Origin of the sequence: Psychrobacter immobilis, from assembly GCF_904846065.1 — a bacterium.
GTDB classification, from domain to species: Bacteria; Pseudomonadota; Gammaproteobacteria; order Pseudomonadales; family Moraxellaceae; genus Psychrobacter; species Psychrobacter immobilis_H.
The window spans coordinates 1,225,584-1,250,127 of sequence record NZ_CAJGZV010000001.1 but is presented as its reverse complement, the minus strand read 5'-3'; the positions used below and the strand labels follow the sequence as shown (position 1 = coordinate 1,250,127).

The following is a 24,544-nucleotide window of genomic DNA, read 5'->3' as shown; positions in this document are numbered from 1 at the left end:
GGTTAAGGACAATTTATATGAACGGAGTTTCTAGTGGCGTGCTGGTATCACTTGGCGCCTATTTTTTAGTGATGATTGGTATTGGCATTTACGCTTACTTTAAGCAAGCCAATAATACTGAAGGCTATATGTTAGGAGGACGCAGTTTAGGTCCAGCAGTTACTGCACTATCGGCAGGTGCATCAGATATGTCAGGTTGGTTACTACTTGGCTTGCCCGGCTATATGTATGCTGACGGTGTCGTAAGTATATGGATCGCACTTGGTTTGACACTTGGTGCATTTTTAAACTACCTTATCGTGGCACCGCGCCTTCGCGTTTATACCGAAGTGGCTGACAATGCCATCACTCTACCCGATTATTTCGCCAACCGCTTCGAAGATAAGTCGCACATGCTGCGTGTTATCTCAGCCGTGGTTATCATTTTATTCTTCACGGTTTATACTGCTGCAAGCCTAGTAGGCGGTGGTAAACTCTTCGAAAGCTCGCTCAATCTTTCTTATAGCACTGGTCTATGGGTCACCGCTGGCGTTGTCGTTGCTTATACGTTATTCGGTGGTTTCTTAGCCGTTTCAATGACTGACTTTGTACAGGGTATCATCATGCTATTTGCGATGGTCATTGTTCCTGTCGTCGCTTTCACTGATTTGGGTGGTATTTCAGCCACCACTCAAGCGGTTAGAAATATCGATCCGAGCTTGCTTAACATTACTAATGGTATGAGTATCCTTGGTATTGTGTCATTGATGGCATGGGGTTTAGGTTATTTTGGTCAGCCACACATCATTGTACGTTTTATGGCCATTCGCTCAGTCAAAGATGTCCCTACTGCTCGTAACATCGGTATGAGCTGGATGATTGTCAGCCTTATCGGGGCACTGATGACAGGTTTTGCTGGTCGTGCTTATGTGCAAAAGACAGCGATGACTTTAGATGATCCTGAAACCATCTTTTTAGTATTTACGCAGTTTTTATTCCATCCATTGGTTTCAGGCTTCTTATTAGCGGCAATTTTAGCTGCGATTATGAGTACCATCTCATCACAGCTATTGGTAGTATCAAGCTCATTGACTAAAGATGTCTATAAGTTATTTTTTGATCAAGATGCACCTGAGGCGCGTCAAGTATTGGTCGGCCGCATTTCCGTAATCATTGTCGCCGTTGTTGCCATTTTACTGGCGTCTAATCCAGAAAGCTCAGTATTGAATTTGGTTTCTAACGCTTGGGCAGGGTTTGGTGCCGCATTTGGACCGTTGGTTATTTTCAGCCTAATCTGGCGCGGTATGAACCGTAATGGTGCAGTTGCTGGTATGGTCGTTGGTGCATTGACGGTTATTCTATGGATTTATGGTCCTTTCCAGATGAATGGCATGGCACTCAATAGCTGGTTATATGCTATCGTTCCAGGCTTTATCTTAAGTACAATCGCCATTTTTGCGGTAAGTATCATGACAGGCGGTCCAAAAGCCTCTGTTACTGCGAAATTTAAAGAAATGGAACTTAATTTAAATAAATAAGCTTATCGATATAATTATCACTATAAAAAAACCTCGCCATTATTGGCGAGGTTTTTTATTGATGACTATTAAATATAATACCTAGGACATTGGTACATAAGTAAGCTATGGTTATTTCTATTAGAGATCTCATACTTAGCTAATAGCGCTATAACATTTCATAATTCAGGTGTTAACTTTTCACTCAATCATCACGCTTGTAGCCACTTATGCTATGTCATTAATCATCTAACTTGTTAGTGTAAGATATACTACTGAATAAATTTATAATGCACCTCAAATATCAAAGATAAATGGATAAGCAGAACTACCTCAGCGAGGCTAAAAAGTTAGAGATATGGCAGTTATGATATCTATTAGCGCTGAGAGGTCAATGAGTCTTGGATTTAAGTGTGTTTCAAGAAGCGTATATTTCAGCTGAAATATACTTATGATCATCATAACTCAATGATGTTGTGGCTTATGTTTGAGGCAAATATCGTTTCATTGCAGGCAAGAAACCAATCACCGCCTTCTTAGACATCGCCTAAAAAAGGCTGTCAAATAAATTTATTATTTTGCTAAAAACCTTTATGCACACTTTAAAGTCGTTGATTTAATGTTCTTTTATATCAATTTCTATTTCGAACACCGATAAAAAAGCGACCCATCACGGATCGCTTTTTTTATGTATTGATACTGCTAAATATACGTATTATTTAGTGTCTTGGTAAGACAATTTTACACCGAATATGTATCCATCATTGTCTTGAAAATCACCAACAATTTTGTCACTTGGCAACACACCTTGGGCATCGCCAAACCATAGGTATTTGCCACCTGCTGATACTGCCCAGTTTTCTGTCACGTTATACTTTGCACCCAAACCAGCGCTGTAATAGCCTTCGATAGGACCTAACGACGTGACAGGGTTACCAGCACCACTATCCCAACCAACGGTACCACTAATTGCAAGTGCTGGCGCAACACGCTTGGCTAGACCAAGCTCTACTTGCCATTGATCCTCTTCGTACTCAACCAAGTTTAAACCATCAGGTCCATAAGATCTTTTACTAACCTCATTATATAGTGGCGGCGTAATCTTAAAGTCACCCCAAGGTACCCAGCGCACTTTTGCAGTTGCTAACGTCGTTGGGTTAATACCGGTTTGAAAATCAAAGTTTACGGATTTAGGAGTAGTAATTTCCATATTACTGGTGCGATTGGCTGCAGCTGGATCACCAGCTAAAGCACCTGCAATCGGGTAATTTTCAGCAATCTTCATGTTGTGGTCGATTTCAGAGCGATAGGTCAGCGCTGCTTTTAAGGCAATTTCAGGTTTGCTATAGGCAATACCAGCTATATAACCATAATCCATATCAGGGCTGTTACGTGAGGTATAGCCAGTAGCAGGACCATAAGCCAAACCTCGTAATTTCACTTCAGACTCAATACGCTGAGCGACTGGACCACCGTATACTTGAAACTCTTTATTGGCACCAAATTTTGCCCCAAGAATAGCTGTCAGGCTGTTACTACGTACTTCAACATTAGTACCTTCCCCTGCATTAGCTGCTTCAGCATTTGCGATACCTACTGCTCCACGCAAACCATCTAACTGCGCTTGCTGTTCATCTGTCAAGACTCCAGCCGTTTCTCCTGGCGTGAGCGCACCTATTCCAGCCAAAGCTGCGGCATAAGTGGGAGCTTGATTGTTAGTAATGGCAGCGACAGAAGCATCAAGATCGCCTTTCGACACAAAATTGTTGTCGCCAGTGTATTGCGCTGCTGCGCCAAAGGGCTCATCATATAAGATACCAACACTAAAGGTTTCATTGATATCTGTTTTTACACCATAACGAAAAAAGTCATAATACTCAGCGATATCGCCAGTCTTATCACCTCTAACATAGGTATTGTTGCTAGGAACGTTATTGGCACTATCATAACCACTAACGTCAGCATCGATATAGGTGTAAACAGCTTCAGCATAGGTGCCATCTTGGAGGAAGGCTGTGACATCCTGACCTGAACGGTCAAGACCAGCAGCATTGGTTACGCTAGCTACAGAAAAAGCGGCAATCGCTACTGCAAGAGTTTTTAAATGAAAAGTATTGCGCATTGTGTATCTCCAAACGTCCTTGTTGTTTTACTACTTAAATAATCAATATGTAGCATTGCTGCGCATAACTTTATGATTATAAAAGTCGTGTCCTGAGATGAATACTAATGCCTTTTTGACACTAAAACAACAATTAAAGTGCTTTATTTCCCGAATATGACTGGACAGTACAAATAAGATACAGGTACAAAACTAATATCTAGTTTTTCATTCTGATATTTTTTAAATTGCTCTCAGTATTTTTTAGAGATAGCAGGCAGATACTTATCTGTTATAACTTAATAATTCTAAAATACTCCAATCCTTTATTAAACTTAAATACACTGGCATAAAAAAGCGACCCAATCAGGATCGCTTTTTATTATTTAGACTATGGATTTATAAGTTAGCAAATTACAACTTATATTAGTTTGCTTGGTAAGAAAGCTTCACGCCAAGTGCAAAACCATCGTTGTCTTCAAAGTTACTAACCACGGCTTTAGTCGGAATTTGGCCTTTAGCATCACCGAACCATAGATATTTACCACCAGCTGATACTGCCCAGTTTTCAGTCACATTGTACTTGGCACCCAAACCAGCACTGTAGTAGCCTTCGATAGGACCTAGCGAGGTTACAGGGTTACCAGCACCACTATCCCAACCGACAGTACCTGTCACTGCTAATGCTGGCGTCATGCGCTTAGCGAGACCTAGCTCAATTTGCCATTGATCTTCATCGTAACTAACTAATGCCAAGCCTTCATCATCTTTTGTCGATACTTTACTGACATCATTGTATAGTGACGGTACGATAGCAAAATCACTCCAAGGCACCCAACGGACTTTCGCAGTAGCTAGCATGGTAGGATTGATACCCGTCTGGAAATCAAAGTTGACTGATTCTGGCGTGTTGATTTCAATATCAGAATGTCTGGTAGTCGGCAACGCTAGGCCAGCGGTAGCACCTGCAGCCGTAGCAATTGGAAAAGTCTCAAAAGCTTTTGCATTGTGCTTGATTTCAGAGCGATACGTCAAAGCAGCTTTAAGTGCAATTTCAGGCTTGCTATAAGCCATACCAGCGATCCAGCCATAGTCTTGGTCATTACTGATGTGAGTGGTATAACCCTTGGCTGAACTGTATGCATCACCGCGCAATTTTACATCTGCCTTTACGCGCTGAGCAACTGGACCACCATAAGCTTGAAACTCTTTGTTAGCACCAAATTTAGCACCAAGAATACCAGTAATACTCTCAGTACGTACTTCTACTTGCGTCGCTTCGCCCGCTACTGCTGCTAGACCTTTAGCGGCTTCAAGACCAATAAGCTGACCTTGAGCGGCTTGTAATTCTTCAGCAGTTAGACCACCTGGATTACCTGGAGCAAGCGCCCCTTGCAATTGTGGTATTAATACGTTATCGACATAAGCTTCGGTAATATTAGGGTTTTTTGTAAAGTCTTGAATGATAGCGTCACGATCACTGTCGGTAACGAAATCGTTTTGACCGTTATAATCCGCAGCTGCACCAAAAGGCTCATCATATAAAATACCGATGCTAAACGTGTCGTTAATATCTGCTTTTACACCATAACGGAAAAAATCATAAGACTCTGCGATATCATTGAGCTTATTGCCTGACAAGTCGTTACCACTCACATCGGCATCGATATAAGTATAAACAGATTCGGCGTAGGTGCCATCTTGTAAGAATGCAGTGATATCTTGACCTGAACGATCAAGACCAGCAGCACTAGCAACGCTAGCAATAGAAAGAGCAGCAACAGCTACTGTGAGAGTTTTCAAATGAAAATTTGCGCGCATTATGTATCTCCAAACGTCCGCATTGTTTTACTACTTTACTTAATTTTAATAAGCAAGCAGCATCCGAGGTGGAGGATAGTAATGATTTTCGAACATTAAAACAACTGCAAAAACACATTATTTCCCGATTATGACTGAACAGTATCTGTATTTCATAATGCGGATATAGTGGATATTATAGTCATAAATTTTCAACCATTTAGTTTTTGCAGATATTAATAATGAGGGGGTCTTTCTGCCATTACATCAAAAGGTGCAATGCCGCCTTCAGGATCCTGACTTTCCACTTGTTTATAAATCAGCTGCAACTGTCGTTGTAATGTCTGAATATCTTTATCTTGCCGCGCAATCACCTCATCGAGTCGCTCTACTGTCATCTCTAGATGCGCCATACTCATCTGTAAATCAATGACTTGTTGCGTTTGTAAGTCAACATGCATAGCTAAAGCCTCGTTCTGAGCTTTATCTTGAGAATTAAATTGATTCATATTTTTCTCTGAATTATCATAAACATAAGACTGGTAGGATTCATTAATGAAATGGCTCGATGACCGATAAAAAGTAGCAATTAGACGACGATGCTCTTTATAAAATAGCAGCCTTGAACAAAAGTCATAAATAGTGCGGATAAAATCATTTACGCTCACTACAGTCACGTGATGGCATGTTATACTGCTCGCAATTTTGCAGCAACCCCTACCTCACTATTATATAAGCTTAAGATATTCTATGGCTCTGATACATTTAAAAGATATCCACCTCGCTTTTGGCGTCGCTCCTGTTCTTGATGGCATTGATTTTGCTATTGAAGCAGGTGAACGTGTCTGTTTAATTGGCCGTAATGGCGAAGGCAAATCCACCTTATTTAAGCTAATTAACGGCACCTTACAACCTGATAGCGGCGAAGTCATTATCAATAGCAGCGTGCGCGTGGCGATGCTAGAACAAGATGTTCCCGAGACAAGCGGACGTATCCTAGACATCGTTATGGGTGGTAGCAGCCGCACGGCTGAGCTGCTTATCAACTACAATGCCCAAACAGATTTATGTGCCAATGGCGACATGGATGCTTGTGAGCGTATGGCAGACTTGCAGCATGATATCGATGCGGTACACGGTTGGGATTTAGAACGAGAAGCCACCCGCCTGATCAAAACCATGGGGCTGGATCCAGATGATGATTTATCTTCATTATCAGGTGGTCGTAAGCGCCGTGTACTACTAGCACGCTCATTGGTCACCAAACCTGATGTACTGCTGCTCGATGAACCAACCAACCATTTAGACGTTGATAGTATTGAGTGGCTAGAGCGCTTCTTATTGGATTGGCAAGGCCTGACATTATTATTTGTCACCCATGATAGAGCATTCGTTAACAAACTATCGACGCGCATCATTGAGCTAGATCGTGGTCAATTAACCAGCTATGACGTCACTCAAGGCGAAGGTGGCTATGCACGCTATCAAGAGCTAAAAGAACTACAGTTACTCGCTGAAGAAAAAAATAACGCCAACTTTGATAAAAAACTGGCGCAAGAAGAAGTATGGATTCGCCAAGGTATCAAAGCCCGTCGTACCCGTAACGAAGGCCGTGTCCGCGAGCTAAAAGCATTGCGTGAAGAGCGTAGCGATCGCCGTGAGCAAGTCGGTAATGTGAACATTACGATGGGTCAAGGTGAGAAAAGCGGTAAGCTGGTCTGTAAAGTTAAAAACTTACATCTTGAATATGATGGCAACGTATTGGTTGATAATTTTACAACCACTATTATGCGCGGTGATAAAATCGGCATTGTCGGACCCAACGGTGCGGGTAAAACCACACTGATTAAAGCCCTACTCGATATGTCTGATGATGAAGTCACAAAGACTGGTAGTGTTGAATTAGGCACTAACTTAAAAATCGCTTTCTTTGACCAGTTGCGCGATCAGTTAGACCTTGAAGCCAGTGTGGCGCAAAACGTCTCTGAAGGCTCAGACTTTGTAGAAGTGGGTGGTCGTAAGACACACATCATGAGCTATCTACAAGATTTCTTATTTGCCCCAGAGCGTGCGCGTACCCCTGTCAAAGCACTATCAGGTGGTGAGCGTAACCGCGTGCTACTTGCAAAACAGCTATTAAAGCCTGCCAACATTCTGGTACTTGATGAGCCAACCAACGACTTGGATATGGCGACACTTGAGCTACTAGAAGAGTCCGTCGCCAGCTTTGGCGGTACGATTTTGCTAATCAGCCATGACCGCTCATTTATGGACAATGTCGTTACCTCTACTTGGGTATTTGACCAAGATGAAGACGGCAAAGGTATCGTCAAAGAGTATGTCGGTGGTTATCAAGAATACTTGGTACAGAAAAACCGTGAGCAAGCCGCACACGCGGCTAGAGCACCAGCCAATAATGCAAATACTGCCAGTAAAGTTACCAATAAGACAACTGCAGCAAAACCTAACAAATCTGCTAAAAAGCTCAATTTCAATGAACAGCGTGAACTGGATAATTTGCCAAAAGAAATCGCTGCATTAGAAGCTGAACAAGCGCAATTGCAAGAGAAACTAGCAGATGGCTCATGGTTCACCACTGACGTTAATGCAGCGACTGCCGCAAGTGAGCGCCTACTGACGATTGAAGATGAGATGATGAATAAGCTTGAGCGTTGGAGTGCGCTTGAGAGCTAACGTTAGCGACTGAAGCGATGTTTTATAAAACTTCGAGTTTTATAAGATATGAAAAATAATGAAATAATCACCGTTTTGTTCTTATAAAGCGGTGATTATTGGTTTACGACTACTTACATAGTAGTTAGGTACTGAAAGTTAGTGAACATTACCTTAATTTCGAGTATCATTCGCTATTGCAAAATATCCTTATTAATTATAAGGTCATCACGCTTATAATCCTTGCCAAAAAATCTATGTGAGACATTGATAATGCAGCTATTTTGCATCAATTCTCCTATTCAACCTTAGAGTATGTTCTATCAAGGTTGCTTTATTTTTAACGCAATAATTTATTTTATCACCGAAATAGCTTAGAATAGCAACAATTAGCAAAATTAGGCACAGCCAAAGTGGCTTGATATTGTACATTTTCTAAGCCACAAACCCAGTGTGGGATAATCCCATTTCATTCACCTGGAGGAAGTATTAATGAGCCAAGCCGAAGGCGTTAACGTACAACGCCGTAGAGTTCTTATTGCCTCGACTGCCGCGATTGGTGCAGCTGGGGTAGCTGCTGTGGCAACACCTTTTGTCCGTTCTTGGTACCCAAGCGCTAAAGCTGAGGCTGCAGGGGCTGCAGTGACCCAAGATATTGGTTCTATCGAAGCAGGACAGATGATCGTTGTCAAATATCGTGGTAAACCCATTTTTGTGGTCAAACGCACAGAAGATATGCTAGCGACTTTAGCGTCAGTAAAACCTTTACTGTCTGACCCTGAATCTGATGCATCATTACAACCTGAATACTGTAAAAATCCAGAACGCTCTATCTCGCCAGAAGTCTTGGTAGTAGAAGGCGTCTGTACACATTTAGGTTGTGCACCAAACTACCGTCCTGATGTTGGCGCGGCTGACTTGGGTGGTAATGATTGGTATGGCGGATTTTTCTGCCCATGCCACGGGTCTAAATATGACTTGGCGGGTCGCGTTTATAGTGGCGTTCCTGCACCGCTTAACTTACCTGTCCCAGATTACAACATGGATGGTACCATCTTGACGATTGGGGAGGCTTAATATGAGCATGGGTAAAAAGTTAATGCATTGGGTGGACGCACGCTTTCCAGCGACCGAAACCTATGAATACCATATGTCAAAGTACTATGCACCAAAAAACTTTAACTTTTGGTACTTTTTTGGCGTGTTATCAATGGTGGTATTGGTTAACCAATTGGTAACAGGTATTTGGCTGACCATGATGTACAACCCAAGTGCCGAAGGGGCATTTGCATCTGTTGAATACATCATGCGCGATGTCAAAGGTGGTTGGCTTATCCGTTACATGCACTCAACTGGCGCATCTGCGTTCTTTGTGGTCGTATATCTGCATATGTTCAGAGCACTGCTATATGGTTCATACCAGAAACCACGTGAGCTTATTTGGCTCATCGGTATGGGTATTTACTTAGCATTGATGGCAGAAGGTTTCTTCGGTTACCTACTTCCTTGGGGCAATATGTCATTTTGGGGTGCACAGGTTATCTTGAACCTTCCTGCTGCTCTACCTGTGATTGGTGATGGGCTTGCAGAATGGGTACGTGGTGATTATATTATCTCAGGTATCACCCTAAACCGCTTCTTTGCTCTACATGTGGTTGCTATCCCGCTTGTACTTGTGGGCTTAGTATTCATGCATATTGTAGCGCTACACCATGTGGGTTCGAACAACCCTGATGGTATTGATATCAAGAAGCTAAAAGATAAAAATGGTGTGCCGTTAGATGGTATTGAATTCCATCCGTACTACACAGTGCATGATATGATTGGTATCGTGGTCTTCTTTATCTTGTTCTTTGCAGTGGTATTCTTCTTCCCAGAAGGCGGCGGATTCTTCCTTGAGCCACCAAACTTTGAGACAGCGAATTCATTGAAAACGCCAGCACACATTGCACCAGTATGGTATTACACGCCATTCTATGCCATTTTACGTGCGGTTCCTGACAAGTTGGGTGGTGTGATTGCGATGGGTGGTGCGATTGCCGTACTATTCTTGATTCCATGGCTAGACAGATCGCCTGTACGCTCTATACGTTATAAAGGCATTTTATCTAAAATTGCTTTAACCGTGTTTGCGATTAGTTTCTTAGTTTTAGGTTACTTAGGCGCGACGCCAACGACACCAACAGCAACATTGATGGCTCGTATCTTCACTGTCTTGTATTTCTTGTTTTTCTTACTGATGCCAATTTATACCTCTATTGAGAAGTGTAAACAGCCACCAGAACGCGTTACCGGAGGTCACTAATGAACACGCTAATTAAATCCCTAGCGGGTCTAGGCTTAGGCGCGGCATTAACCTTGACGGCTGGTACTGCACTGGCAGCTGGTGGCGGTGGATGTGGTACATTCACCAATGCTGAGGGTGTTGAAGAACACTTAGCTTGTAGTACTGCTCCTATTGATTTTACCAATAAGGGCTCGCTACAAAACGGTGCGAAAATCTTTATGAACTACTGTGCTGGTTGTCACTCTGCACAGTATGTTCGTCACTCGCGCATTGCTAAAGATTTAGAGATACCACCTGAGTTGGTCGAAAAGTATTTGATGGTCACCACCGATCAAATCGGTGATCATATTAATGCTGAAATTGATCCTGAAGTACAAGCATCATGGTTTGGCGCAGCGCCTCCTGATCTATCACTTGAAACCAGACTACGTGGCGATGACTGGGTATATACTTACCTGTTATCGTTTTATGAAGACCCAAGCCGTCCTTGGGGTGCCAATAACTTAGTACTTGCCAATGCGGCGATGCCTCATGTATTGCATAATATGCAAGAAGAGCTAAGTGCTGAAGAGTTTGAATCCGAAGTGGGTGATTTGGTTAACTTTATGGCGTGGATGGCAGAGCCTAACCGTCATGACCGTCAAGTGATTGGCTTCTTTGTGATTTTATTCTTATTAGTATTACTCATTCCAGTTTACTTATTGAACAAAGAATTCTGGAAAGATGTAAAGTAATTGAGTATTAAAAAATATATTTTTATCGAAAAAAAGGCACTACTCTGGTAGTGCCTTTTTTTGTCTCTTAAAAGACCATAAAACACTGAACCATAATTTAAAACAAGGCTCACCCGCAATGTTTACGTACCTTGCCTTGATAATCAGGGCAACTTTGTTTACGATGATAGGCTTTACTATTAACATTAGGCTTTCATGATTGATGCGAACGACATTCCAAGTAGTCAGCTGATTTTATACGCTGATGACGGCTACGACAGTCATGTAGTGCGCCTATTACTTGAGGAAAAAAAGCTTGCCTATTATCTATCACGCTTGCACTCTGAACGGCCTGAAGATTTAACCGAGCTGAATCCCTATCACACCTTACCTGTTCTGCAACAACGTGAAATCGCACTGTATGAGATCAACGTTATCTTTGAGTATCTTGAAGAACGTTACCATACAAACAAGCTACTACCAGATACCCCGCAAGAGCGTGCCCAATTTCGCCAACTGGCTTGGCGTATTCAGCATGATTGGCTGGTACTCGGTAAGCGTCTACTCATGCACCCTAATAGCTTTAATAAAACACAAGCTGCTATTGCGAAAAAACAGTTAAGCGATTCTTTGATTACTCTATCACCACTGTTTGCTCATAAACCTTATTTTATGGCAGACGATTTTGGCTGGTGTGATGTATTGTTAGCACCTTTGTTATGGCGACTTGAAGAAATGGGAATTGAGCTGCCACGCGCAATTAGTCGCCCCTTATTTGATTATCAACAGCGGGTCTTTGAGCGTACTAGCTTTCAAAAAAGTGTGCGTTAATTAGGGTGTATCCTCAATCTGAGCATTAAACCTTAAATGGGTCAAAAATGACTAAATCTTTGTCAAACTGTGTCAAATAGCTTGCTTATATTTCGATATTATCAGTACTATTTTATTTGTTTGGCTGCAATTTTTATTACCATTTGCAAGAGCAGGACACACCCTAGACAATGCTTAACCGCTGTCTTAAAATAGAAAACAACAAAATACCTTTAAGTTATTATCTTCAAATTATCAGTATAGGAAACCCTTAGATGAGCGAAACCACCTCTATTACCCCAACACGTCCTTATATGGTGCGCGCGCTTTATCAGTGGATAGAAGACAATCAACTAACGCCTTACCTGATGGTTGATGCCACTGCCGAAAACGTACAGATTCCAAGGGAACACGTGCAAGATGGTCGTATCGTATTGAATATCGCCAGCCGTGCGACTGGTAATATGAGTATGGAAAATGATTATATTCATTTTAGTGCGCGTTTTGGCGGCGTGTCACAAGAGATTTGGGTACCAATGACGTCGGTGTTAGGTATTTATGCGAAAGAAAACTCGCAAGGGATGTTTTTTGACCCCAATGAATATGACAACTATCAACCTGAAGATGATGCGATAGTAAGCTCACAGAAGAGCCCTACTGCGGCACCTAAAGCCAAACGTGATAATAAAGCAGGTTTAAAAGTGTTGAAATAGTCAATTTTTCGGTATAAAAAAGGCTGGTCGTATTATATACGGTCAGCCTTTTTGTGATTAATCTAAAAGATTTATCATTGTGCACTTTCAGTTAGCATATAAGATTACTAGGTTCTTGGCAATGTCACGCCGCGTTGACCTTGATACTTACCGCCGCGATCTTTATAGCTGGTTTCACATACGTCATCAGCATCGCTTTGGAAAAATAGCATTTGTGCCACTCCTTCGCCTGCATAAATACGCGCTGGTAGATTGGTGGTGTTGCTAAATTCCAAAGTGACATGCCCTTCCCATTCAGGCTCCAGCGGCGTCACATTGACGATAATTCCGCAACGGGCATACGTTGATTTACCAAGACAGATCGTCAATACATCGCGTGGAATACGGAAATATTCCATGGTGCGTGCTAGCGCAAACGAGTTTGGTGGAATAATGCACTCGTCACCGATGACATCAATAAAGCTTTTTTCATCAAAGTTTTTTGGATCTACAATCACTGAATGAACATTGGTAAAAACTTTAAATTCAGGCGCGCAGCGTACATCATAACCATAGCTTGACGTACCGTAGCTAACCAAACGCTCGCCTGTATCATTAAAACGTACTTGACCCGCTTCAAACGGCTCAATCATGCCGTGTTCTTCAGCCATTTTACGAATCCAGCGGTCAGACTTGATAGACATTGTTGTTCCTTAGCAGCTATAAAATAAAATTTACGATATGAACGGTATTTTGATAGCGACGATTATACGGAATTGAGCGCTCAATTTATAGGCTTGCCTGCGTTTAATATAAATCTACAATCAATACGACAACCGCCTACCATTTTGCGAAATGATCTTCTGCTAAGCCCATTATCTTATCGATTTCAATCACGTCATCTTTTAGACGAATCTCACCACTATAAAAGCCAAGCCATTGCTCAAATATACTGGCAAGCACACCAAAGTTATCTGTCTTTTTATAAACGGTTATCGGCGTGAAAGTTAAGTCAATATCAACATTGCTCCAGCCTAGGTTTTGATGATAGATGCGCCAAGGCTGTCGCGTATTATCTATGGTTTTAGCATTATCATCCTGCTCATTAGCTGGCAACTTTAAACCATCACGGACAAACATCACAGGCGGTAAATAATAAATCTGCCCATCCAGCCAGCACGCATTTTCGCTAACCCCTGTTTCATTGACGCCCATCGCTAGATTTAGGGCAAAATGACGACCGTCTGGCAAATAACTATTGATACAACTCCAAAACCAATTGGTCTTGTGACGCATATAGCCAAGCGTCCAATCGAGATTGGCGATAGTCGTTTCGGAAAAGTGGATTTGTTTGGCTTGAGCATCAGTGTTAAATTTTGAATGGGCTTTAATAAGCAAATGACCAGCTAGAGCAGTTAACGGTTCTTTTTGAGTAAAGGTCCAGCCACGCCTGCCCGTTGGTGTGCAGACTGCTAATGGCGCTGCTTGCCGCTGTAGCGTCGCATCAAGCGTAATGTGTTTACTGTCCAATGCTACTGCGATTTTTGATGGCGTAAAATCCAATGTTAATGTGAGATTACTATGGGTAAATGCCATTTGCCCTTGATAGCAATCGCCTTCTAACTGTGTGTGATGCATCAACGGCTGCAATGCTTCACAAACCTCTAACTGCTTAGTCTCATCATTATAAAGATAAACAAAGGCACTGGTTGCCAACTTAATCGTTGCCAATGCCAAACAAATCCGATAAGGCGGCTGGATAATTTGAATAAAGCAGAATTGATTGGCTTTTAACTCTTTGCGCCAGTTTGGCAGCGCCTTTTGCGAAATAAGATGACTGTGATAGTCCAAATAATTGATATTTTTAACGTGAGCAAAAACACCAAAAATAGGCTGACCATTTTGAATAAGCTCGTTAAGAACAGCTGGCTTAATGCTGGTAGATAAGTGTTGCTGATCTTGCTCATTACGATTTTGATTCATGATTGAGGCATCCTAGCCAAATTTTTCTAAAGGTACTATTTTTCCTTGATAACTCACGGCAGTATGTACAGTTTTTCTTTTTGCCTTCGCAGAACCCACAAAAAACGCTGCCGTTATCACCTTAACTTCAATGCTGGTCAATCCATCTGCCAACCTTTCCGTCACATTTGCTGATGGCGTTTGCTACTCCCGTCTTTAGAGTAGCAAACGGCCATCAGTTGATTGTTTGAGAGCTCAATCGCATATATCGGCGAACGGAATAATTTCAGTCACCTATACTGTTTGGGAATATTATCTAAATGTCGTTGATAAATTGATAAGCTCGCAATATTCCCTGTTTAAAAATATAAGTTCTTTAACGATTTTCTACTTAAGCTGTTCTACTATCACTAAGAACTACTATTAAAAAATACGTTTATCATCGACAGGCTTGGCGAATTTATTAATATTGGCTTCGATATTTTTGGCAATGCTAAGATAGTACGGCGCAAACTCATCATCGGCTAATACGCTCGGCTCACCTTTATCCACTTGTGCACGAATACCTCTGGCCAATGGCAACTGACCTAACAGCGGCACCTGATATTGCTCAGCGATTTTTTCGCCGCCGCCTGTGCCAAAGATAGCTTCTGTATGATTACAGTTACTACAGGTATGCAGCGCCATGTTTTCGACTACGCCAAGTACTGGGATGTTGGTTTTGTTAAACATCTCAATGCCTTTTTGCGCATCAAGCAAGGCAATATGCTGCGGCGTCGTGACAATCACCGCGCCCGTTACGGGAATACGCTGCGCTAGTGTTAACTGAATATCGCCCGTACCCGGTGGCATATCAATGACTAAGTAATCTAGCTGCGGCCAGTTGGTTTGGTTATACAGCTGCATCAGCGCACCAGTGGCTTTTGGTCCACGCCATGCGACAGGCGTATTGTCACCATCGAGCAAGCTACCAATCGATAACATCGCCATGCCATGCGCATTGATAGGAACGAACTGCTCATTTTCTAGCTCAGGTCTGACATTATTGACGCCCAGCATGGTTGGCATACTAGGGCCGTAGATATCGGCATCGAGCACGCCAACACGGTTGCCGAGCTTTTGTAATGCCAAGGCGATATTGACAGTAGTGGTTGATTTACCAACACCGCCTTTACCTGACGCCACCACGATAATATGACGAATGCGCGGATGCGCTGTCAATGATGCTTGTGTCGGTGCGGCTTTGGTAATCGGCGGTTCGGCATCAGTTGTCTTATTATTAACTGAAGACTGACTTTGGCTGTCCATTGCATTGGTGGTCTTGGGCATTGCCTTCGGTAAGCTTGATCCTGTCCCTTTCGCTGGCGCTGGTAGACGGACATTCATGTGAATCGCTTTGATACCGTGCGGATGTAGCAGCTGCCCAAGCTCTTGTTGGATGATTTCAGGGTTACTATTTACGGGAAGACGCAAATCTAAGGTAAGCTGATCGCCATCGCGCTCAAGTCCTGTGACCATGGTGGCAATGCTAATGGTACCTACTTCGTAACCAAGCAGCACCTTGTCCACAGCACTATCGCGCTCTGCCCGCTGCTCTGGTGTTTCTGGTTTTTTGGTGGAGGTTTTCTTCATAAAGTTAAACATAGCGACCGTTACTGCCTATACAAGTGGGTAGGTATGGTAAAACAACTCAATTGATACTGTCGTAAATAGCGTAAATAACATAGCCCATAAGCTTTTTAGCCAAACCTTTTACAGTGATAGTGTAGCTGAATTGGATAAATAAAAAAACCACAACGCTAGTGGGACTAGGCTTTATAGCAGCGTTAACCGATAGACAAAAACTGTGAAGCAATAAACAAATAAATAAGTACACCCGAGGCATCACAGACAGAGGTAATCAAAGGCGCACTGGCAGTGGCAGGGTCAAAACCCAATTTATTAAGCACAAAAGGTAAGCTCATACCAATCACACAACCAATCATTACCACCGACATCATACTCAGTGCCAGCACTAACGACACCACTGCATCACCACGTACATAACCGATGATTGAGATAGCCACCGCCATCGTCGCCCCAAGCATCAACGCAACCACTGCCTCTCGACCCAATAATGAAAACCAGTCACGCATGACCACATCGCCAGTCGCCAAAGCTCGCACCATCAAGGTCGCTGACTGCGAGCCAGCGTTACCGCCACTGTCGACCAATAAAGGTAAAAAGAACACCAATACCAAATTGGCGGCAATCACATCTTCAAAACTGGAAATACTAAAGCCTGAGAGCAAGTTGCCAAATACCAAAAACACTAGCCAGAATACGCGCTTACGGTATAACACTCGAACGCTGACGTCTTTTAATTTGCCAACCATGGTCGAGACACCGCCCGACTTATGGAAATCATCGGTTGCCTCATCACTCGCCACATCCATCGCATCATCGTGGGTAACAATACCGACCAAGGCACCACTATCATCGGTAATAGGCAGCGCAATTAAATCATAGCGAGCCACGACTTTCGCAACGTCTTTTTGATCATCATTGACATTACAAGACACTACTGTGCTCATCATAATGTCATTAATCAGCTGCTCAGGAGCCGCTAAAATAAGTACTCGTAAAGAGACAACGCCTAATAACTTACGCTCATCATCAATCACATAAGCATGATAAATAGTCTCGGCATCAGGTGCTTCTAGGCGCAGTGCTGCCAATGCCTCAGAGACAGTCATATGAGCAGCTAAAGTCGCATAATCAGACGTCATCAACGCACCAGCAGTGCGCTCCTCATAGGCAGATAACTTACGAATATCTTCACGTTGTGCCTGTGCCAAGGCGGGTAACAAAGCATCCCGCTGCTCCTGATTGAGGTGCTTATATAAGTCGGTACGCTCATCCGCAGGCATCTCGCCTACTATTTTCGCTAACACAGCCCGAGGAAATACATAGGCAAGTGCAACCTGAATATCCGTTTCTAAATAGGAGAACACGGTAGAACGATTGGGCAGATGCTCAAGTAGCTGCCATGCAAGATTTGGCTCCATGAGTGCTAGAACATCGGCAATATCAATCGGGCGCAAATTTTGAAGTTGATTGATTGATTGCTCAAACTGCTGTTGCTCGATAGCACGGCTTAATTTTGCTGCAAGCGTTTTTGCAAAATTCTTATCATTCATTATACTTACTCCGTGCAACCCGAAACGCTATTCAAGCGCTCATAAAAAAGAGCCAATCTAATTGGCTCAAATTAATATAAAACTAGATGCTAATGGATTGGTCTTTTATTAGCAAGCCCATGATTCTTAAACCAATCAAACAGCCCGCAAACCCATTAATTCACCACTCAGTTAATTCATAAACCACCCATGACTGGCAACGATAGACTGACCTGTGAAGACATTGCTCGGGAATGCTGCTAAAAATAGCGCTAACTGAGCAATATCATCGACGGTCGTGAATTCTTTATCTACCGTATTCACCAGCATAATATCATTGACTACAGATTCTTCACTGATACCTTTTTCGGCCGCTTGTTGCGGAATTTGCTTTTCGACCAATGGCGTTTTGACAAATCCTGGGCAAATTACATGCGTGCGTACATTATGCTCAGCGCCTTCTTTAGCCAATACACGGCACAGCCCAAGTAACCCATGTTTCGCTGTGACGTAAGGCGCCTTAAACATGGATGCTTCATGCGAATGGACTGAACCCATACAGATGACCGTACCGCCTTTGTCATCTTTATACATGTGCTGTATCGCCGCTTTAGTGGTCAAAAACGCCCCATCTAAATGAATGGCAAGCATTTTTTTCCAATCCTCAAACGCCATTTTATGGATCGGATCGATGATCTGAATACCAGCATTGGAGACGAGAATATCAATAGCACCAAAGGTATCGACAAGCTGCTGCACACCAGCGTTTACCGCCTCCTCTGAAGTCACATCCATGGCAATGGCCAGTGCGCGTCCGCCTGCCGCTTCAATAGCATCAACGGTTTTCTGAGCGGCTTCAAGATTAATATCAGCAATACCAACCGCTGCGCCTGCCTTCGCATAAGTCTCAGCGATATCACGTCCGATACCGCTGGCAGCGCCGGTGACCAATGCCACCTTGCCAGTCAAATCTTGTTGTAATGTGGTCGCCATATTTTATAGTCCATTATAAATAGGTTTTTTAGAGGTTTGTGCCAAATATATCTAACAAGCTTATTGAGCAATGCTCACTGGCGTTTTTTCTTGTAGCTCATCAAAGCTAACACCTTCTGCCAGCTCAACTAGCTTTAGACCGTTGTCAGTAACATCTAGTACAGCAAGTTCGGTAATAATCCGATCAACCACCCCTTTGCCCGTCAATGGTAGCTCGCAACTGGCAAGGATTTTTGGCTCGCCGTGTTTATTGACTTGTTCCATCAAGACAATCACGCGCTGCACGCCAGCGACTAAATCCATCGCACCGCCCATGCCTTTAACCATTTTTTTGGGAATCATCCAGTTGGCCAAATCACCTTTTTCTGACACTTCCATCGCACCCAATATCGCAAGATTAACATGACCACCGCGAATCATCGCAAACGACTCTGAGCTACTAAAATAACTGGCACCCGCTTCGGCAGTGACGGTTTGTTTACCCGCATTAATCAAATCTGCATCGACATTTTCTGCCGTTGGAAACTCGCCGATACCTAATAGACCATTTTCAGACTGTAGCCAAACATCGACATCTTTAGGGATATAATTGGCGACTAGGGTTGGTAGTCCAATGCCTAAGTTGACATAATAGCCGTCTTGTAGCTCTTGTGCGGCACGCTGTGCCATCTGCTCTCTTGTCCATGCCATGATAACTTCCTTATTTTTATAACGACCCCAAAAAATATGATGAGCGGTGTCAAACTCACTTAGTCTACTAGATGTAGCACTTTCACTCGTTTTCCTTGCCACTCAAATCTTTAGGAATAGTATGACAATATTCTATTATTAATTTAACATTTTAAAAAAATCTATAAAGCCTTTAACTAAGGGCCTTCAACGGCCTTAGTCGTGGTTTTTTCAATACGCTTTTCAGGATTGCTATTCAAGACGATACGCTGCACAAAGATACCCGGTAGGTGCACGTCATCAGGATCAAAGGTGCCCGTCTCTACGATTTCTTCGACTTCAACAATGGTGATTTTTCCTGCCATAGCGCAATCTGGATTAAAGTTACGCGCCGTTTTATTGAATATTAAATTACCTGCTTTGTCCGCTTTTTGCGCTTTGATTAATGACACATCAGCGCGCAATGAATGCTCAAGTATATAAGTACGACCGTCAAAATCACGGGTTTCTTTGCCTTCAGCGACCAGTGTGCCAACGCCAGTGGCGGTGTAAAACGCAGGAATACCAGCACCGCCCGAACGTAGTTTTTCCGCTAACGTCCCTTGCGGCGTTAATTCAACTTCTAACTCGCCTGCCAAGTATTGACGCTCAAATTCTTTATTTTCACCGACATAGGATGAAATCATTTTTTTAATCTGGCGCGTTTGTAATAGCAACCCTAAGCCAAAATCATCGACGCCTGCGTTATTACTGATGCAAGTTAACCCTTTAACACCACTATCACGTAACGCTTCGATGAGCGCTTCAGGAATACCGCACAGACCAAAACCACCAATAGCGAGGGTTTGTCCATCGCTGACGATACCTTTTAGCGCTTCTTCGGCACTGCTATATACTTTTGATTGACTCATGCTTATCTCCTTGCAAGTCTATTTTTTGTTATTAACTTCTATCATCAATGATTATGAGTGGGTGACATCACTCAATATTTCCATATTTATATTAATACAGTTTCTATCGATATATCATAATTAAAAATCTTGTGCTAACTTACCATATTATTCTCGTAGCGAGAAGAGAATAACCATAGGAATATACAAGCCAGCGCAGTAGCGGTATATATGATGGGGCAATATCTCATTAAGACAGAATTTATGTTTAATAAAATATCAAATATTGCCTATTTTAAATAATTTTATTGACCGATATCACTATGCTCTGCATACTCGCTGATTGAACTTTGCCAAGGAGGGCGATCATGTTTAGTACCTTTGCTATTGTCATTACTTTATTATTACTGATGTTTTTTGCTTATCGCGGTTATTCAGTGTTGATATTAGCACCGATTATGGCGACATTAGCCGTACTATTATCAGGTGATTTTTTAAGCACGATTCCTGCTTATACCGATGTGTTTATGGGCGCATTGAGTGGATTTTTACTTAAGTTTTTCCCTATATTCTTGCTGGGTGCACTATTTGGGCGTTTGATGGCAGACTCTGGTGCGGCGACCGCGATTGCCAAAACCGTGGTCGAAAAGCTTGGTGCCAGCAAAGCCATCTTAGCAGTTATCTTAGTTTGTGCCATTTTAACCTATGGTGGCGTTTCGTTATTTGTGGTGGCATTTGCTATTTACCCAATCGCCAAAGACTTGTTTAAAGCCGCTGATATTCCTAAGCGCTTGATTCCGGCAGCGATTGCCTTAGGCTCATTCACCTTTACGATGACGGCATTGCCAGGTACGCCTGCCATTCAAAACGCCATTCCGATTCCTTACTATAATACCAACGTTTTTGCCGCGCCTATCTTGGGTATTATCGGCGGCACCATCATGTTTATTTGCGGTTGGTTATGGCTACAATCACGCGCCAGAAAAGCCAATGCAGCAGGCGAAGGCTATGGTCAGCATGACGAAGAGGATGTGGGCGGCGTTGGCGCAGCCAAAAAAGAAACTGAGGTATTAAATACGCATCACACCTCATTTACTATTGCTATGATTCCACTGGTGTTGGTCATTGGCTTGAATGCTCTATTAACTTACACTGTCTTTCCATCAGTGGATTTTAGCGGCTTACAAGCTCAGTTTCCTGATCTAAATATCGCAGGCTCACTGGGTTTATGGTCAATAATCATCTCGTTAGTCGTGGCCTGTGCGGTGTTAATTTTGCTACGTATCGGTCATTGGAATAATCTGCAAAAAACCATCAACCGTGGTACTTATGATTCGATGCTGCCGATTTTTAATACTGCCTCAGAAGTTGGCTACGGCGCGGTTATCGCCTCGCTAGCAGGCTTCCTCATCATTCGTGATAGTATTTTAAATCTAACACCTGACAATCCTTTAATCTCAGAAGCGGTGGCGATGACTACGCTGGCTGGTATTACTGGCTCATCGTCTGGTGGTTTGAGTATCGCGTTATCGACGTTGGGTGAAGACTATTTAAGAATGGCGGTCGCAGCGGGTATTGACCCAGAATTGATGCACCGTGTTGCTGTGATGGCAGCAGGTGGTTTGGATACGCTACCGCATAGTGGTGCGGTCATCACCTTACTTGCGATTTGTGGTTTGACCCATAAGCAGTCCTATCTAAACGTCGCCATGGTAACGATGGTGATTCCACTTATTGCTGTGGTCGCCGTTATCATTTTAGGGACGATATTTGGCTCGTTCTAATATCCTAGAATGAGGCATTTATTAAACCTTAAAGATAATTAAATTTAACGATTATTGCTTGATACCAAAGAGCCCACTGAGCGATTGCTTGGTGGGTTTTTTATGCATGCTTTCTCATTACTACCTCTAAATACAACCGACTATTTATCTCTCATAATTGATTGACACTCTATATACCGTATAGAGTTAATCGCTTTATTAGCGACTATATTAATTACTCAGGTAATGTCACAAATTTGGCCGAATTACGGTATCATAGGCACACTTTTTTAAATTTTTATTTGCTTAATACGTTTTAGCATTGATAGTTTGATATTAATAGTATCGCGTCTAATAGCTCAAAACCGCTTAAGACGTTTGATAACCAACCCGTTTATATAAAAATATAGGTGATAAAAGTGCGTGAGATTCTAGTAACCAGTGCGCTGCCCTACGCCAATGGCCATATCCATTTGGGGCATCTTGTAGAATATATTCAGACCGACATTTGGGCACGTGCCATGAAAGCGCAAGGCCATCAGGTCACTTATGTCTGCGCAGACGATGCACACGGTACGGCAATCATGCTCAAAGCAGAAGCCAATGGCGTCACACCGGAGGAACAAATTGCCGCGGTGAAAGCGTCGCATGAAGCAGATTTTGCCAAATTTTTGATTAACTTTGACAATTATCACTCCACGCACTCAGAAGAAAACAAGCATTTTTCTGAGCTGATTTATCGTCGCTTGAATGATGCTGGGCATATCAGTACAAAAGATGTCGAACAATTATTTGACCCTGAAAAACAGCTATTTTTAGCCGATCGTTTTGTCAAGGGTACTTGCCCTGAATGCGCAGCGGCAGACCAATACGGCGATAACTGTGAAGTTTGCGGTACGACCTATGATGCAACGGATCTTAAAGACCCGCATTCAACGTTATCAGATGCCACGCCTATTCTAAAAACCTCCAAGCACTACTTCTTTAATTTGCCTGAATTTGAGCAATTCTTAAAAGATTGGACGCGTAGTGACAATCGCTTGCAAACATCGGTCGCCAATAAACTACAAGAATGGTTTGAAGCAGGTCTGGCAACGTGGGACATTTCCCGTGATGCGCCCTACTTTGGTTTTCAGATTCCAAATACCCCAAGCGATGAGCCAGACAAATATTTTTATGTATGGCTAGATGCGCCAGTCGGTTACATGGCGAGTTTCAAAAACCTATGCGATAAGCGCGCAGGTACAGACGAGGCGCTTGATTTCGACCGTTATTGGATGCAAGAAAACGAGCATAAAACCGAGGTGTATCACTTCATCGGTAAAGACATCGTTTATTTCCATGCGCTATTTTGGCCTGCTATGCTTGCTGGTAGTGAGTTCCGTACACCAACGGGTGTTTTTGCTCATGGCTTCTTGATGGTCAATGGCGAAAAAATGAGTAAGTCACGCGGTACTTTTATTAAAGCCGAAACGTATGCTGATCACTTACATCCTGAATACCTGCGTTATTATTTTGCTAGTAAATTGTCTGATAAAGTCGAAGATATCAACCTTGATTTAGAAGATTTCATGCAAAAGGTTAACTCTGACTTGGTTGGTAAAGTGGTCAATATCGCTAGCCGCAGTGCTGGATTCTTGGTCAAAAAGTACGACGGCATGCTCACAGAAGTCTGCGCTGAGCCAAGTTTATTAGAAGATATTACCAAAACGGGCGATGAGATTGCTGCCGCTTACGAGAACCGTGAGTTTTCGCGTGCCATGCGTTTGATTATGCAATGTGCTGATAAAGCCAATGAATATATCGATGAGAAAAAACCATGGGCACTTGCTAAGGTTGAAGGCGCAGAGCAAGAAGTTCAAGATGTTTGCTCGGTCGCGATTAATATCTTCCGTCAATTGATGGTCTACCTTGCGCCAGTATTGCCTGAGCTAACCGCCAATGCCAAAGCGTTTTTGAACATTGACGACTTAAGCTTTGCCAGCCGTAATGAGTGGCTACTGGGGCACAAGATCAATAAGTTCAAGCCTTTGATGCAGCGTATAGAAGAAAAAGACGTTGCCGCGATGGTTGAGGCCTCAAAAGAATCTTTGGCTCAAGCTGCTGCTCCTGTGGCTAGCAAAGCCGTTGCTAAAAAAGATAATAAGCCAGCAAAAGAAGCTGCTACTGATATAGATGCTGAGACAAATACTGAGCAAACTGACTATATCGGCATCGAAGACTTTGCCAAAGTTGAGATGAAAGTCGCTCACGTTCTAGCCTGCAATCATGTCGAAGGCGCAGATAAGCTTTTACAATTTACCTTGGACGTTGGCGAAGACAAACCGCGCAATGTGTTTAGCGGCATCCGTAAGTTCTATGAGCCTGAGCAATTGCTAGATAAAAAGGTCATTTGCGTGACCAATCTTGCCCCGCGTAAGATGAAGTTTGGTGTCTCAGAAGGTATGGTGCTATCAACTGGCAATCCAAAAACTCAGCTGACAGTGGTTACTTTACCTGACAACTGCGTGATTGGCGATGTGCTTGCTTAATAGTTA

The 24,544-nt window shown here is 42.8% G+C and carries 19 protein-coding genes; 9 read left to right on the top strand and 10 right to left on the bottom strand.

Translation table 11 applies throughout. The features are described from left to right. The first annotated feature begins 17 nt into the window (after positions 1-17). On the top strand, positions 18-1,517 hold the full coding sequence (putP, locus tag JMW64_RS05270; protein ID WP_201553657.1) for a sodium/proline symporter PutP: 1,500 nt from the start codon (positions 18-20) through the stop codon (positions 1,515-1,517). 694 nt (positions 1,518-2,211) lie between these two features. Here putP and JMW64_RS05265 read toward each other — a convergent pair. The 3 genes from JMW64_RS05265 to JMW64_RS05255 form a co-directional block, all read right to left on the bottom strand. Continuing rightward, positions 2,212-3,618: a hypothetical protein gene (locus JMW64_RS05265; protein WP_193009383.1), complete on the bottom strand. Its 1,407-nt coding sequence runs from the start codon at positions 3,616-3,618 to the stop codon at positions 2,212-2,214. A gap of 405 nt (positions 3,619-4,023) precedes the next feature. Then, positions 4,024-5,418 (bottom strand): outer membrane protein transport protein, encoded by a 1,395-nt coding sequence (locus JMW64_RS05260; RefSeq protein ID WP_193009384.1) that lies wholly within the window; start codon positions 5,416-5,418, stop codon positions 4,024-4,026. A gap of 215 nt (positions 5,419-5,633) precedes the next feature. Then, entirely contained in the window at positions 5,634-5,906 is a 273-nt protein-coding gene (locus tag JMW64_RS05255; RefSeq protein ID WP_193009385.1) for a SlyX family protein, read from the bottom strand. A gap of 241 nt (positions 5,907-6,147) precedes the next feature. On the opposite strand from JMW64_RS05255, the gene JMW64_RS05250 reads away from it, so the two are divergent. The 6 genes from JMW64_RS05250 to JMW64_RS05225 all read left to right on the top strand — a co-directional run bounded on the left by JMW64_RS05250 (position 6,148) and on the right by JMW64_RS05225 (position 12,593). Continuing rightward, complete coding sequence (locus tag JMW64_RS05250; RefSeq protein WP_201553656.1) at positions 6,148-8,091, top strand: ATP-binding cassette domain-containing protein; 1,944 nt, start codon at positions 6,148-6,150, stop codon at positions 8,089-8,091. Between the two features lie 471 nt (positions 8,092-8,562). Then, entirely contained in the window at positions 8,563-9,147 is a 585-nt protein-coding gene (gene petA, locus JMW64_RS05245; RefSeq protein ID WP_045446807.1) for a ubiquinol-cytochrome c reductase iron-sulfur subunit, read from the top strand. Between the two features lie 22 nt (positions 9,148-9,169). Then, positions 9,170-10,375, top strand: a complete 1,206-nt coding sequence (locus JMW64_RS05240) for a cytochrome b (protein WP_173936707.1) — start codon at positions 9,170-9,172, stop codon at positions 10,373-10,375. Next, the gene (locus JMW64_RS05235) at positions 10,375-11,091 is read left to right on the top strand and encodes a cytochrome c1 (RefSeq protein WP_045446804.1); all 717 of its coding nucleotides are present in this window, start codon (positions 10,375-10,377) and stop codon (positions 11,089-11,091) included. The genes JMW64_RS05240 and JMW64_RS05235 overlap by 1 nt, the downstream gene beginning before the upstream one ends. A gap of 195 nt (positions 11,092-11,286) precedes the next feature. Then, the gene (locus JMW64_RS05230; protein WP_193009387.1) at positions 11,287-11,901 is read left to right on the top strand and encodes a glutathione S-transferase N-terminal domain-containing protein; all 615 of its coding nucleotides are present in this window, start codon (positions 11,287-11,289) and stop codon (positions 11,899-11,901) included. Between the two features lie 254 nt (positions 11,902-12,155). Next, complete coding sequence (locus tag JMW64_RS05225) at positions 12,156-12,593, top strand: ClpXP protease specificity-enhancing factor (protein WP_193009388.1); 438 nt, start codon at positions 12,156-12,158, stop codon at positions 12,591-12,593. Positions 12,594-12,700: 107 nt separating this feature from the next. On the opposite strand, the gene dcd is transcribed toward JMW64_RS05225, so the two are convergent. The 7 genes from dcd to JMW64_RS05190 all read right to left on the bottom strand — a co-directional run bounded on the left by dcd (position 12,701) and on the right by JMW64_RS05190 (position 20,265). Continuing rightward, positions 12,701-13,276, bottom strand: a complete 576-nt coding sequence (gene dcd / locus JMW64_RS05220) for a dCTP deaminase (RefSeq protein ID WP_045455197.1) — start codon at positions 13,274-13,276, stop codon at positions 12,701-12,703. Between the two features lie 136 nt (positions 13,277-13,412). Continuing rightward, positions 13,413-14,555, bottom strand: a complete 1,143-nt coding sequence (locus JMW64_RS05215) for a DUF2804 domain-containing protein (RefSeq protein ID WP_193009389.1) — start codon at positions 14,553-14,555, stop codon at positions 13,413-13,415. 402 nt (positions 14,556-14,957) lie between these two features. Then, complete coding sequence (gene apbC, locus JMW64_RS05210; RefSeq protein WP_193009390.1) at positions 14,958-16,178, bottom strand: iron-sulfur cluster carrier protein ApbC; 1,221 nt, start codon at positions 16,176-16,178, stop codon at positions 14,958-14,960. A gap of 182 nt (positions 16,179-16,360) precedes the next feature. Beyond that, positions 16,361-17,713: a magnesium transporter gene (mgtE, locus tag JMW64_RS05205; protein ID WP_193009391.1), complete on the bottom strand. Its 1,353-nt coding sequence runs from the start codon at positions 17,711-17,713 to the stop codon at positions 16,361-16,363. A gap of 171 nt (positions 17,714-17,884) precedes the next feature. Beyond that, positions 17,885-18,685, bottom strand: coding sequence for a 3-hydroxybutyrate dehydrogenase (locus JMW64_RS05200; RefSeq protein WP_193009392.1), 801 nt, complete (start codon positions 18,683-18,685; stop codon positions 17,885-17,887). 60 nt (positions 18,686-18,745) lie between these two features. Then, entirely contained in the window at positions 18,746-19,375 is a 630-nt protein-coding gene (locus JMW64_RS05195; protein ID WP_193009393.1) for a CoA transferase subunit B, read from the bottom strand. 176 nt (positions 19,376-19,551) lie between these two features. Then, a complete protein-coding gene (locus JMW64_RS05190; RefSeq protein WP_201553655.1) occupies positions 19,552-20,265 on the bottom strand; it encodes a CoA transferase subunit A in 714 nt (237 codons plus the stop codon). A 347-nt stretch (positions 20,266-20,612) separates the two neighbouring features. Here JMW64_RS05190 and JMW64_RS05185 point away from each other — a divergent pair, with 347 nt between their 5' ends. Beyond that, positions 20,613-22,028, top strand: a complete 1,416-nt coding sequence (locus tag JMW64_RS05185) for a GntP family permease (RefSeq protein WP_087815040.1) — start codon at positions 20,613-20,615, stop codon at positions 22,026-22,028. Between the two features lie 398 nt (positions 22,029-22,426). Next, positions 22,427-24,538 carry a methionine--tRNA ligase gene (gene metG / locus JMW64_RS05180; protein ID WP_201553654.1) on the top strand — a complete coding sequence of 704 codons (2,112 nt, stop codon included), beginning with the start codon at positions 22,427-22,429 and terminating at the stop codon, positions 24,536-24,538. The last annotated feature ends 6 nt before the right edge of the window (positions 24,539-24,544 follow it).